Raw genomic sequence first — 13,616 nt, forward strand, 5'->3', positions numbered from 1 at the left:
AGTGCAGTCAGATGTCACGTCCGTGTGCATCTGACGCACAGAGCCACTGTTTTTTTTAATGCAGACGCATATCCAGCGTCATCGGCAGCTCGTCGTTAATGTTGAGCGACGGAACGTCCAGTTTGCCTGGGGTGTGGCCGATGCGGAAGAAACGTGACAGGCGACGGCTTTCCGCTTCGTTGGCGTTGACCGGCAAGGTTTCGTAGTTACGGCCGCCCGGATGGGCGACATGATACTCGCAGCCACCCAGCGAGCGGTGCATCCAGGTGTCGAGCAGATCGAAAACCAGTGGCGCATGCACGCCAATGGTCGGTTGCAGGCAATTGGCCGGCTGCCAGGCGCGATAACGCACACCCGCGACGAACTCACCGACCCGTCCGGTCGGCTGCAGGGGCACTGCGACACCGTTACAGGTCAACACGTAGCGTTGCGGTGGCAGCCCGCTGATATGCACTTGCAGACGCTCCAGCGATGAATCGACGTAGCGCACCGCGCCGCCGGCCGAGCCCTCTTCACCCAGGACATGCCAGGGCTCCAGCGCCTGACGCAGCTCCAGCTCGATGCCGTTGACGGCGTAATCGCCCACTTTCGGGAAGCGGAATTCCAGGTGCGCAGAGAACCAGTCGGCCTGCACCGGGTAGCCTGCCGCGTTGAGGTCGGCGACCACATCGGCAAAATCCTGCTCGATGAAGTGCGGCAGCATGAAGCGGTCATGCAGTTGCGTGCCCCAGCGCGCCAGCTTCGCGGGTGCGTAGGGTTCACGCCAGAAGCGCGCCACCAGCGCCCGTAGCAGCAACTGTTGCGCCAGGCTCATGCGCGCATGCGGCGGCATCTCGAAGGCGCGCAGCTCGAGCAGCCCCAAGCGTCCGGTTGCGCCATCGGGCGAGTAAAGCTTGTCGATGCAGAACTCGGCACGGTGGGTATTGCCGGTGACGTCAATCAGCAGGTTACGCAGCAGACGGTCCACCACCCACGGCGCAACCTGCTCGCCTGGCTTCGGCATCTGTGCAAAAGCGATTTCCATCTCGTAGAGCGAGTCATTGCGCGCTTCGTCGATGCGCGGTGCCTGAGACGTCGGGCCGATGAACAGGCCGGAAAACAGGTACGACAGCGAAGGATGGTTGTGCCAGTAGCTGATCAGGCTGCGCAGCAGGTCCGGACGCCGCAGAAACGGCGAGTCTGCCGGCGTTGCGCCGCCCAGCACGAAATGGTTGCCCCCGCCAGTGCCAGTATGACGGCCGTCGATCATGAACTTCTCGGTGGTCAGACGCGTGAGGCGCGCCTGTTCATAGAGAAACTCGGTGCGCTCGACCAGTTCGTCCCAGCTCGCCGAAGGCTGCACGTTGACCTCGATCACACCAGGGTCCGGCGTGATCCGGAAATTGCACAGCCGCGGATCGCTCGGCGGTTCGTAGCCTTCCAGCAGGATCGGGCACTGCAGTTCCTCTGCAGTCGCCTCGATCACCGCCACCAGTTCAAGGTATTCCTCAAGCTTTTGCAGCGGCGGCATGAACAGGTACAGCCGCCCCTCGCGCGCTTCGGCACACAGCGCCGTGCGGGTCAGCCAGTCGGCCGACTCGTCGATCTTCGGTGGGCGCTCGGCGTCCGTGTCTGTGGACTTGAGCGCTGAGGTCAACGAGTCGCTGTCGGCCAGTTCGGGGAAGTCCTGGTTATGGTCGGTCGGATGAATGAACGGGTATTCCGCCGCCTTGACCCAAGGCTGCGACGCCAGCGGCAATCGATAGCCCAGCGCAGAATCCCCCGGCACCAGACGGCAATGCTCGTCACGCAAGTACCAGCGGCCACTCTGCCAGCTGTCACCGTCCGCGTTGCGAGCCAGCGGCAGAACCTGACCGATCATCTTGTCCAGCCCCTGAGCGACGACCTTGCGCAGACGGGCCCGCTCCAGCTCGTCACCCAGCCGCGAATCTTCGGCGGTGACGTTGACCGGCAATGCGCCTTCGCGCCACAAGTAGTAGAAATTGTCTTCGTAAGCCGGGAAAACGAAGCGGGCCGGCAGCTTCAGGCGCTCGGCAACACTGGCGAGAAAACGCCCTGCCAGTTCGCCCGTAGCACCGTAGTCACGGGTTTCATCGGCGATCAGCGCATTATTGCGCCACACCGGCTGGCCGTCCTTGCGCCAGAAGCAGTTCAGCGACCAGCGCGGCAGTTGCTCACCCGGATACCATTTGCCTTGCCCGAAATGCACGATGCCCAGCGGCGCGTAATGCCCGCGCATGCGCTGGAACAGCTCGGCGGACAGCTCGCGCTTGCGCGGCCCCAGCGCGGCGGTGTTCCATTCGGCGCCATCGCGGTCGTCGATGGACACGAAGGTCGGCTCGCCGCCCATGGTCAGACGCACATCGTCGCGCAGCAGATCGGCGTCGATCTGTCGACCAAGCGCCTGAATGTCCTGCCATTGCGCTTCGGTGTAAGGCTTGGTGACGCGCGGCGCCTCCCAGATGCGTTCGACCGACATTTCGTGGCTGAAATCGGTTTCGCACGGCTCGACCAGACCACTGATCGGCGCTGCCGAGGAAGGCTCGGGGCTGCACGCCAGAGGAATGTGTCCTTCGCCAGCGAACAGGCCGGACGTGGCGTCCAGCCCGACCCAGCCTGCGCCCGGCAGATAGACCTCGCACCAGGCGTGCAGGTCGGTGAAGTCGACATCCGTACCGGACGGCCCGTCGAGCGCCTCGACATCGGCCTTGAGCTGAATGAGGTAGCCCGACACAAAGCGCGCCGCCATGCCCAGATGACGCAACAGCTGCACCAGCAGCCATGCGGAGTCGCGGCACGAGCCCGATGCGTTTTCCAGGGTGAATTCCGGGGTCTGAACGCCGGGTTCCATGCGGATCAGGTAGGCGACGTCCTGGCTCAGGCGCTGGTTGAGGCCGACCAGGAAGTCGATGGCCGGAATCGGCTCGCGACTGATGCTGTCCAGATACGCCTGAAATCTCGGGGTCAGCGGCAGTTTTTCGAGGTACGGCGCCAGCTCGCGCTGCTCTTCGCTGGCGTAGGTGAACGGAATGTTCTCGGCGTAGGGCTCCAGGAAGAAGTCGAACGGATTGAACACCGCCATCTCGGCGACCAGATCGACTTCGACACGGAATTCGTCGGTCTTTTCCGGGAAGACCAGACGCGCGAGGTAATTGCCTTGAGGGTCCTGCTGCCAGTTGATGAAATGGTTTTCAGGCAGGACTTTCAGCGAATAAGACAGCACGCGTGTGCGGCTATGAGCGGCCGGACGCAGGCGAACGATCTGCGGACCCAGTTCGACCGCGCGGTCGTAGCGATAGTGCGTGACATGGTGCAAGGCAATATGAATCGACACGGCGTGCCTCCTGCGAGCCTGAACGGTAATTGAGCCGCGCAAGACTTATGCCATCCGGTCAAAGTCGTGCGCCAACGAGAGTGGCATTCCCCGCCTGAACAGGCGCAGCACCAAAATCGTGCCGGCCGAAGCCAACGGTGCAAGGGTCGCACAGTAATAAGGCAGACAGTGTGGCAGAGGGATTGAGTGGGGGGTGAAGAATTGTGAGCGGCGTGGGTGTGTGGTGTGACGCGGAGCGTCACGAACGGCATTCCCACGCTGGAGCGTGAGGAACGATGGTCTCAACTATCGTGCGACGCTCTGCGTCGACATGCCGTTCTGGACGCTCTGCGTCCGCTACTCTCACGCAGTGCGTTAGCGTGGCACTACTGGCTTGCGCTTGGGCGGTTTGGTGCCTTTGCCCTTGGCTGCATCCATGCGTTCCTTGGCGGCCTGCTTGTTGCGCGCCATGGCGGCAGCCTTGGCCTCTTCACGCTTGTCCCACGGCTTGCTGCCATCGCTTCCGCGTGGCGGCAGGCCGGTGTGCTGGGTCTGGATCAGCGTGGTCTTGGCATTTTTCGCAACCTTGTGGCTGCCCGCCGGTGTCGAGTTCTTGCGACGCGCACTCTGGTAGCTGTCAGTAGCCGGCTGATGCAACGGGATCAGTTGATCCTTGCCCGGCCCGATCAGGTCGGCACGGCCCATGCGTTCCAGTGCCTCACGCAGCATCGGCCAGCCTTTCGGATCGTGATAGCGCAGGAAAGCCTTGTGCAAACGACGCTGCGCTTCGCTTTTCACGATGGTGACCGCATCACTCTTGTAGGTGACCTTGCGCAGCGGGTTCTTGCCCGAGTGGTACATGGCGGTGGCCGTGGCCATCGGCGACGGGTAGAACGCCTGCACCTGGTCCGCGCGGAAACCATTGCCCTTGAGCCACAGCGCCAGGTTCATCATGTCTTCATCGGTGGTGCCCGGGTGGGCGGCGATGAAGTAAGGAATCAGGTACTGCTCCTTGCCGGCTTCCTTGGTGTACTTCTCGAACATGCGCTTGAACTTGTCATAGCTGCCAATGCCCGGCTTCATCATCTGGTTGAGCGGACCTTCCTCGGTGTGTTCCGGGGCGATCTTCAGGTAACCACCTACGTGGTGAGTAACCAGTTCCTTGACGTACTCCGGCGACTCGACCGCGAGGTCGTAGCGCAGGCCGGAGGCGATCAGGATCTTTTTCACGCCCGGCAAGGCGCGCGCGCTGCGATACAGCTGGATCAGCGACGAGTGATCGGTATTCAGGTTCGGGCAGATACCCGGGAATACGCAGGACGGCTTGCGGCAGGCCGACTCGATCTCCGGGCTTTTGCAGGCGATGCGATACATGTTCGCGGTCGGCCCGCCCAGGTCGGAAATGACCCCGGTAAAGCCCGGCACCTTGTCGCGGATTTCTTCGATTTCGCGAATGATCGACTCTTCGGAGCGGTTCTGAATAATCCGCCCTTCGTGCTCGGTGATCGAGCAGAAGGTGCAGCCGCCGAAGCAGCCACGCATGATGTTCACCGAGAAACGAATCATGTCGTAGGCAGGGATCTTTTCCTTGCCGTACGCAGGATGCGGGACGCGCGCGTAAGGCATGCCAAACACGTAGTCCATTTCTTCAGTGGTCATCGGAATGGGCGGCGGGTTGAACCAGACGTCCACGTCGCCATGTTTCTGCACCAGCGCGCGAGCATTGCCCGGGTTGGTCTCCAGGTGCAACACGCGGTTGGCGTGGGCATACAGCACAGCGTCGTTACGGACCTTTTCCACCGATGGCAGGCGGATGACCGTCTTGTCGCGGGTCATGCGCGGGCTGGCGAGAATCTGCACCACCTTGGCTTCGTTGGGGTCCTCGACGTTGCCTTTTTCCTGCTCGATGGCGCAGGCCTGCGTGTCCTGGGTGTTGACGTACGGGTTGATGATCTTGTCGACCTTGCCCGGACGGTCGATACGCGTGGAGTCGACCTCATACCAGCCCTGCGGCGTGTCACGACGAATGAACGCCGTACCGCGCACGTCGGTGATGTCTTCGATCTTGTGGCCGTAGGACAGACGCTGGGCGACTTCGACGATCGCGCGTTCGGCATTGCCGTACAGCAGGATGTCGGCGCAGGCGTCAATCAGGATCGAGTTGCGAACCTTGTCCTGCCAATAGTCATAGTGCGCGATTCGGCGCAGCGAAGCCTCGATGCCGCCCAGCACGATCGGTACATGCTTGTAGGCTTCCTTGCAGCGCTGGCTGTAGACCAGACTTGCGCGGTCCGGCCGCTTGCCAGCCATGCCGCCAGGGGTATAGGCGTCATCGGAGCGAATCTTCTTGTCCGCGGTATAGCGGTTGATCATCGAGTCCATGTTGCCGGCAGCGACACCGAAAAACAGATTCGGCTCGCCGAGCTTCATGAAGTCGTCCTTGGACTGCCAGTTGGGCTGCGCGATGATCCCGACCCGGAAGCCCTGGGATTCGAGCAGACGACCGATGATCGCCATGCCGAAAGACGGGTGATCCACGTACGCATCACCGGTAACAATGATGATGTCGCAGGAATCCCAGCCAAGCAGATCCATTTCTTCCCGGCTCATGGGCAGGAAAGGTGCTGGTCCGAAACATTCGGCCCAGTACTTGGGATAGTCAAATAACGGCTTGGCTGATTGCATGTTCAGGACCTACGTTTGCACGTTGGAAAAATCGCGGGCGCGGAATATAGCACATTTTTTGATCAAGTCCGACCACGGTGGTCGGATTTGATGGAGTCGACCCGAAGTCAATCGTCGTCGAAGTTGTAACTGCCCGGCGCCAGGTTCTCGAAGCGCGTGTATTTGCCGATGAACGCCAGACGCGTGGTGCCGATGGGGCCGTTACGCTGCTTGCCGATGATGATCTCGGCAATGCCCTTGTGCTCGGTTTCCGGGTGATACACCTCGTCCCGGTAAACGAACATGATGACGTCGGCATCCTGCTCGATCGCTCCGGATTCCCGGAGGTCGGAGTTGATCGGGCGCTTGTTGGGACGCTGCTCAAGAGAGCGGTTGAGCTGCGACAGGGCAATCACCGGGCAGTTGAATTCCTTGGCAAGCGCTTTCAACGAGCGCGAGATCTCGGAAATCTCGTTGGTACGGTTATCACCGCTGGAACCAGGGATCTGCATCAACTGCAGGTAGTCGATCATGATCATGGCGATGTCGCCATGCTCACGCACGATCCGCCGCGTCCGCGCGCGCATTTCAGACGGGCTGATACCAGCCGTATCGTCGATGAACAGCTTGCGGTCATTGAGCAGATTGACCGCCGATGTCAGGCGTGGCCAGTCATCGTCATCAAGCTGGCCGGCCCGCACCTTGGTCTGGTCGATGCGACCCAGCGACGACAACATACGCATGATCAGCGATTCGCCTGGCATCTCCAGCGAGTAGACCAGCACCACCTTGTCACTGCGCAGCACTGCGTTCTCGACCAGGTTCATGGCGAAGGTGGTCTTACCCATCGACGGACGTCCGGCAACGATGATCAGGTCGGCGGGTTGCAATCCGCTGGTTTTTTCATCGAGATCGGTATACCCGGTCGACAGACCGGTAATGGCGTTGTCGCTGTTGAACAGGGTATCGATACGGTCGATGGCCTTGGTCAGCAGGTCATTGACGCTGACCGGGCCGCCAGTCTTGGGGCGCGCTTCGGCGATCTGGAAGATCTGCCGTTCAGCTTCGTCAAGAATCTCTTCGGCGGTCCGGCCTTCGGGATTGAACGCACTGTCGGCGATTTCGGTACTGATGCCGATCAATTGCCGCAGCGTGGCCCGGGCCCGGACGATCTGCGCATAAGCCTTGATGTTGGCGACAGAAGGCGTGTTTTTCGCCAGCTCACTGAGGTAGCCCAGGCCGCCTACTTGCGAGGTCTGCCCTTCCTTGTCCAGCTGTTCAGCCAGCGTGACCACGTCAATCGGGCTGTTCTGGTCGGCCAAGCGGGCGATGGCGCGGAATATCAGGCGGTGGTCATGTCGATAGAAATCACCATCGGAAACTTGATCGAGCACCCGCTCCCAGGCGTTGTTGTCCAGCATCAAGCCACCGAGTACAGCCTGTTCGGCCTCGATGGAATGCGGCGGCACTTTCAGGGCAGCGGTTTGCAGATCGTATTGTTCGGGGGCGGAAATATCGTTCATGGCCACTTCAATTCGGGGTTTGCAGAATGGGGATGGCACAAAGACAAAGGGCACGACCTGTGAACAGGATCGTGCCCGATGTTAATCCTCTGACGTCAATGCCGCCAGACGATTACGTGTTGCTTAAGCAGCCACTACGACAACGCGTACGGTCGCTTCTACGTCGCTGTGCAGGTGCACGGCTACGTCGAATTCACCAACGTTGCGGATAGTGCCGTTCGGCAGACGAACTTCGCTTTTTGCAACTTCAACGCCAGAGGCGGTCAGTGCATCAGCGATGTCGTGGGTGCCGATCGAACCGAACAGCTTGCCTTCGTCACCAGCAGTGGCAGTGATAGTCACTTCCAGCTCAGCCAGTTGGGCAGCGCGAGTTTCGGCAGATGCTTTCTTGTCTGCAGCCAGTTTTTCCAGCTCGGCACGACGCTCTTCAAACGCAGCCACGTTGGCAGCGGTTGCAGCGGTTGCTTTGCCGTAAGGCAGCAGGTAGTTACGACCGTAGCCGGCCTTAACGTTTACTTTGTCGCCTAGGTTGCCCAGGTTGGCGACTTTTTCCAGAAGGATCAGTTGCATGTGGAAATCCTCTTAACTTTTAACCTTCACCGTTCGCAGGACCATTGCCGGGATCTTTCGAGCTCCGGCGACCGCGAAAATCAATCAGGCTGTCGACAATGGCAATTACCACGAGCAACGGATAAATCAGCTGTATGAACACCAGCAGCGTGATGTACATCCCCACCAGCCAGAACCTGGACAGACGCTTTTCAGCGACCAGTCCGTGAATCAGGGCCAGGCCCGCAAAGACCAGCGGTACGCTGCACAGCGGTGTAAGCATCGCTATCTGCGGACCGAAATTCGGCCCCACCAGCATGCACACCACCAGCACCAACGCCGGCACCAGCGGGAGTTTCACGGCGCGAAATTCGCGCCCGAAACCACCAGGGTTGTACAACATCGCTTGCCAGTACCGCCCAAGAATCAGGCACAGCACACTGACGATTTGCAGCACAGCCGCTATCAGGCCATTCAGGACGGGTGCAATCAGTGCCCCCAGACGCGCTCGCTCTTCTACGTTCAACTGCTCGTAGAGCCCGGCCAGCATTGTCGGCAGATGTTTCTGCAACTCCTGCGACATTGCTTCCAGAGGTTCGCGAAAAACCGTGCCCAGAATTACTGCATACACCACACCCAACGCCACGCTGACCAGCAGCACACGGACCCAGGACTCGCTGGCACGCAAAACCATTGCCAAACTCAGTGACCCCGCCAGCACCATGGCTGTACGAGGTTCACCGAAATACCACCAGACCAAAGCCGGCAGCAGAGCCCAGGACAGGACACCAACGGCATCACTGAACCCGCGTCGCAGGAGCACAAGGCACCCTGCGGCAGCACTCAACCAGAACAACAGCGGCAATGCCGCACATCCAGCCACTACGAGAGTGGCCTGCATACGGCCGCGCATGATGAATTCAGCCAGGGCACGCATGCTTTCTATCCTTTGTTACGTTTTGTCGACTACCTGGTCTCAGCGGCCGTGGCTGTCGGTGTAGGCCAGCAGGGCCAGGAAGCGGGCACGCTTGATAGCGGTGGCCAGCTGACGCTGATAACGTGCTTTGGTACCAGTGATACGGCTTGGAACGATTTTGCCGGTCTCGGATACGTAGGCTTTCAGAGTGTTGAGATCTTTGTAATCGATCTCTTTGACGTCTTCAGCGGTGAAGCGGCAGAATTTACGACGACGGAAGAAACGTGCCATGTAATTGGCTCCTCAAAAGGTCCGTGGATTACTCGTCAGCGTTATCGCTAACGTCGCTGTTGTCGCCGTCATCGCCATCGGCGCTGTCGGAGTGCTCAGGACGGTCACGACGCTCACGGCGCTCACTGCGGTTCTCTTCAGCCTTGAGCATCTCGGACTGGCCGGTTACGGCTTCGTCGCGACGGATGACCAGGTTACGGATCACAGCATCGTTGTAACGGAAGTTGTCTTCCAGCTCGGCCAGAGCCTTGCCAGTGCACTCAACGTTCAGCATCACGTAGTGAGCCTTGTGAACATTGTTGATTGCGTAAGCCAGTTGACGACGGCCCCAATCTTCCAGACGGTGGATTTTGCCGCCGTCTTCTTCGATCAGCTTGGTGTAACGCTCTACCATGCCGCCGACTTGCTCGCTTTGATCCGGGTGGACCAAAAAGATAATTTCGTAATGACGCATGAATGCTCCTTACGGGTTGTAGCCTGCCGCTCAAATAGCGGTCAGACAAGGAGTGAATGACACTGTTGGTCTTGCTCAGGGACAGGCACATGCGCGCCTGCCGTGACAGCAAGGGGCGCAATTGTAGAGAAGGGTCGGGGGAGGCGCAAGGCAATTGGTGAATTAATGAGCAGATCGCATGGCGCGACCTGCTCACTCTGGCCAGAAGCCGCAATCAGGCTTTTTTGCCGGCAGCCTTGACACTGCGCTGGCGCAGCGCTTCGAACAGACACACGCCAGTCGCGACCGACACGTTGAGGCTGCTGACACTGCCCGCCATCGGCAGGCGCACCAGATAATCACAATGCTCACGGGTCAGGCGACGCATACCCTTGCCTTCCGCGCCCATGATGATAATGGTCGGCCCGGTCAGGTCCTGCTGATACAGCTCGACCTCGGCCTCGCCCGCAGTACCGACCACCCACAATCCGCGCTGCTGCAGTTTTTCCAGGGTACGCGCCAGGTTGGTCACTGCCACGAGCGGAATGACCTCGGCTGCACCGCAGGCGACCTTGCGCACGGCTGGCGTAAGAGTTGCGGATTTGTCCTTGGGCACGATGACCGCCAGCGCACCTGCCGCATCGGCAGTACGCAGGCAGGCGCCAAGGTTGTGCGGATCGGTCACGCCGTCCAGCACCAACAGCAGCGGCGAGCCCTCACTGCGGTCCAGCAGCTCGTCGAGCATAGCCTCGCCCCAGACCTGGCTCGGACTGACATCGGCAACAACACCCTGATGCACGCCTTCGACCCAGGCATCCATTTCGCGGCGCTCGGCCTGCCCGATGGTGACGCGATTTTCGGCCGCCAGTGCGACCAGGGTCTGGACGCGAGGGTCGTTACGACCCTCGGCCAGCCAGATGTGCTTGACGCGTTTGGGATGATGACGAAGTAACGCTTCTACGGCGTGAACGCCGTAGATTTTTTCCAGCTGACTCATGACTTGGCCTTGGGTTTACGAGCGCCGCTGCTTTTCGCAGCTGGCGCGGAGCCCGTTTTTGACGAGCCTTTACGGTGCTTGCTGGCCGGTTTGCCCGATGAGGGCGCAGAACCCGACCTGTCAGACTTTCCCGACGATGCCTTGCTACCACCCTTCGCGTCTGCCAGAAGCGCTTTTTTCAGCTCGCGGCTTTTACGCACTTCTGCGTTTTTCGCGGCGGCATCGCTCGGGCGATACGCTTCGGTGCTGCTTTCCTTGGTCGAAGCGCTACGGCGTCCGGACTTGGCAGGTGCCTTGTCCTTCTCAGCCGTGGTCGTGGCAGCAGGTGCCGCGGTGTCATGACCACGACGCTTGCGAGCCGTCGGCTTTGCAGCCGCTGCCGCTTCGGATATCTCGAAATCGATCTTGCGCTCGTCCAGATCGACGCGCATGACACGCACTTCAACGGTGTCGCCCAAGCGGAAGTTACGCCCGGTACGCTCGCCGGCAAGGCGGTGGTGCAGCGGATCGAAGTGGTAGTAGTCACCCGGCAAGGCGGTCACGTGGACCAGGCCCTCGACATAGATGTCGGTCAGCTCGACGAACAGACCAAAGCCGGTTACAGCGGTGATCACGCCCGGGAACGACTCGCCGACGCGATCCTTCATGTATTCGCACTTGAGCCAGTTGACCACGTCGCGCGTAGCCTCGTCGGCACGGCGTTCGCTCATCGAGCATTGTTCGCCCAACTGGTCGAGCAGCGCGTCGTCGTATGGGTAGATGCGCGCCTTCGGGATCGTGGCAGCGCCGGCACGACGAACGTGCGGCGTATCCTGCTTGGAGCGAATGACACTGCGAATCGCACGATGGGTCAGCAGGTCCGGATAACGACGGATCGGCGATGTGAAGTGCGTGTACGCTTCGTAATTCAGACCGAAGTGACCGTTGTTGTCCGAGCTGTAGACCGCCTGGCTCAACGAACGCAGCATCACAGTCTGGATCAGGTGGTAGTCAGGACGATCACGAACGGTTTCAAGCAGCGCCTGATAATCCTTCGGTGTCGGACCTTCCTTGCCTTTATGCAACGTCAGACCCAGCTCACCGAGGAACGCACGCAGTTTTTCCAGGCGCTCCGGCGGCGGACCATCGTGGACGCGGTACAACGCAGGAATTTCGTGCTTCTTCAGGAACTGCGCGGTGGCCACGTTGGCGGCCAGCATGCATTCCTCGATCAGCTTGTGGGCATCATTGCGAGTGGTCGGACGGATTTCGGCAATCTTGCGCTCGGAACCGAAGATGATCCGGGTTTCCTGAGTTTCGAAATCGATCGCACCGCGCACATGACGCGCGCCCAGCAATACCTTGTACATGGCATAAAGCTGTTTGAGGTGCGGCACCACATCGCCGTATTCACCACGCAGGCTTTTGGCTTCAGCGGTTTTCGGCTGTTCCAGAATCGTGCTGACCTTGTTGTAGGTCAGGCGAGCGTGGGAGTGGATGATGCCTTCGTAGAACACGTAGTCAGTCATCTCGCCGGTCTTGGAGATGGTCATCTCGCAGACCATGGCCAGACGATCGACATGCGGGTTCAGCGAGCAGAGGCCGTTTGACAATTGCTCAGGCAGCATGGGCACGACGCGCTCGGGGAAATACACCGAGTTGCCGCGCACCTGGGACTCTGCATCCAGCGCCGAGCCGATCTTCACGTAGCTCGATACGTCGGCAATCGCCACGTAGAGCTTCCAGCCACCGGAGAACAGACGCAGCTTGCCAGGCTTGGCTTCGCAATAGACCGCATCGTCGAAGTCACGAGCGTCTTCGCCGTCGATGGTCACGAACGGCAGATGGCGCAGATCGACGCGGTGTTCCTTGTCCTTCTCTTCGACTTCCGGCTTGAGCCTGGCAGCTTCCTTCAGGACAGCTTCGGGCCAAACATGCGGGATATCGTAGGTACGCAGCGCGACATCGATCTCCATGCCGGGCGCCATGTAGTTGCCCACCACTTCGATCACATCGCCTTGCGGCTGGAAGCGCGGCGTCGGCCAATGGGTGATTTTCACCTCGACGAACTGACCGATCTTGGCGCCGTTGTTGCGACCCGGCGTCACCAGCACTTCCTGCTGGATTTTCGGGTTATCGGGTACAACAAAACCAATGCCGCTCTCTTCGAAGTAGCGACCAACGATGGTTTCGTGAGCACGCGAGATCACTTCGACAATAACGCCTTCGCGACGACCGCGACGGTCAAGGCCGGAAACACGCGCCAGCGCCCGGTCACCGTCGAACACCAAGCGCATTTGCGCCGGGCTCATGAACAGGTCGTCGGAGCCGTCGTCCGGCACCAGAAAGCCGAAGCCGTCGCGATGGCCGGAGATGCGACCCAGGATCAGGTCAAGCTTGTCTACCGGTGCATAAGTGCCGCGACGGGTGTAGATCAACTGGGCGTCACGCTCCATCGCCCGAAGGCGGCGGCGCAGAGCCTCGAATTGATCTTCGGTGGTCAGGCCGAACTCTTCGACCAGTTGCTCGCGACTGGCCGGCGAACCGCGCTCGGCAAGGTGCTGCAAGATCAGCTCGCGGCTGGGAATAGGGTTTTCGTATTTATCCGCTTCACGAGCGGCCTCGGGATCGAGGGACTGCCAATCGGCCATTAGATAGTTTTCACCTTGTATATATAGGGGTTAGTTTGGCATAGACCTCATGAAACGGGAAATTTCACGCTCAAACCACTGGACAAAAAGCCTCCCTGACCACGCTGCAACACCCGAAACACACCGCCCGCGAATTTTTTCGACTTTTTTTCATCGCTGGGGTTTACAGCCTAAAAAGCGCTCCGTATAGTGCGCGCCATCGACAGGTTGATGCTTGTCGATACTGCCCAGATGGTGAAATTGGTAGACACGCCAGCTTCAGGTGCTGGTGACCGCAAGGTCGTGGAAGTTCGAGTCTTC

At 60.1% G+C, this 13,616-nt stretch carries 9 protein-coding genes; all 9 read right to left on the reverse strand.

The annotated features are described in order from the left end of the window. Positions 1–55 precede the first annotated feature (55 nt). The 9 genes from ACW55A_RS25540 to rnr all read right to left on the reverse strand — a co-directional run bounded on the left by ACW55A_RS25540 (position 56) and on the right by rnr (position 13,316). Positions 56–3,334, reverse strand: coding sequence for a transglutaminase family protein (locus tag ACW55A_RS25540; protein ID WP_455809388.1), 3,279 nt, complete (start codon positions 3,332–3,334; stop codon positions 56–58). A 354-nt stretch (positions 3,335–3,688) separates the two neighbouring features. After that, entirely contained in the window at positions 3,689–5,998 is a 2,310-nt protein-coding gene (locus tag ACW55A_RS25545; RefSeq protein WP_003431932.1) for a YgiQ family radical SAM protein, read from the reverse strand. A gap of 107 nt (positions 5,999–6,105) precedes the next feature. After that, positions 6,106–7,500 carry a replicative DNA helicase gene (gene dnaB / locus ACW55A_RS25550; RefSeq protein ID WP_003366338.1) on the reverse strand — a complete coding sequence of 465 codons (1,395 nt, stop codon included), beginning with the start codon at positions 7,498–7,500 and terminating at the stop codon, positions 6,106–6,108. Between the two features lie 123 nt (positions 7,501–7,623). Further along, positions 7,624–8,070, reverse strand: coding sequence for a 50S ribosomal protein L9 (rplI, locus tag ACW55A_RS25555; protein ID WP_003317208.1), 447 nt, complete (start codon positions 8,068–8,070; stop codon positions 7,624–7,626). Between the two features lie 19 nt (positions 8,071–8,089). Then, positions 8,090–8,986: a hypothetical protein gene (locus ACW55A_RS25560; protein WP_498811973.1), complete on the reverse strand. Its 897-nt coding sequence runs from the start codon at positions 8,984–8,986 to the stop codon at positions 8,090–8,092. 39 nt (positions 8,987–9,025) lie between these two features. Continuing rightward, positions 9,026–9,256, reverse strand: a complete 231-nt coding sequence (rpsR, locus tag ACW55A_RS25565; protein ID WP_002551829.1) for a 30S ribosomal protein S18 — start codon at positions 9,254–9,256, stop codon at positions 9,026–9,028. Positions 9,257–9,284: 28 nt separating this feature from the next. Then, entirely contained in the window at positions 9,285–9,710 is a 426-nt protein-coding gene (gene rpsF, locus ACW55A_RS25570; RefSeq protein ID WP_002551828.1) for a 30S ribosomal protein S6, read from the reverse strand. 214 nt (positions 9,711–9,924) lie between these two features. Continuing rightward, positions 9,925–10,686 carry a 23S rRNA (guanosine(2251)-2'-O)-methyltransferase RlmB gene (gene rlmB, locus ACW55A_RS25575; RefSeq protein ID WP_003317206.1) on the reverse strand — a complete coding sequence of 254 codons (762 nt, stop codon included), beginning with the start codon at positions 10,684–10,686 and terminating at the stop codon, positions 9,925–9,927. Continuing rightward, complete coding sequence (rnr, locus tag ACW55A_RS25580) at positions 10,683–13,316, reverse strand: ribonuclease R (RefSeq protein WP_498811977.1); 2,634 nt, start codon at positions 13,314–13,316, stop codon at positions 10,683–10,685. The genes rlmB and rnr overlap by 4 nt, the downstream gene beginning before the upstream one ends. Between the last annotated feature and the right edge of the window lie 300 nt (positions 13,317–13,616).

The sequence above is a fragment of the Plantibacter cousiniae (nom. nud.) genome, from assembly GCF_977070315.1.